General features: G+C 76.9%; 1 pseudogene. It reads left to right on the forward strand.

What is annotated here, in order from left to right:
- Positions 1-247, forward strand: a pseudogene (locus UK12_RS42835) (hypothetical protein); the annotation flags it as partial.

Here is a 247-nt window from a genome sequence, read left to right on the forward strand (position 1 = left end):
CGATCCGCGCACGCTCAACCGCGAACTGTCCATCCTGCGCGGCGCCGTGGCCTGGTGGCGCACCCAGGGCTGGCTCCGCGCCGACCCGATGGCCGGCCTGCGCCCGCCGGCGCTGCCCGAGCACACCGTGCCGCCGCTCGGCCCCGAGGAGCTCCGGGCGCTGTTCGCGCTCCGCGCTCCGCTGCGCGAGCAGGTCACCTGGCACCTGCTGCACGAGACCGGCGGCACCGTCGAGGACATCCTCGCC

The sequence above is a fragment of the Saccharothrix sp. ST-888 genome (assembly GCF_000955975.1).
Taxonomy (GTDB): domain Bacteria; phylum Actinomycetota; class Actinomycetes; order Streptomycetales; family Streptomycetaceae; genus Kitasatospora.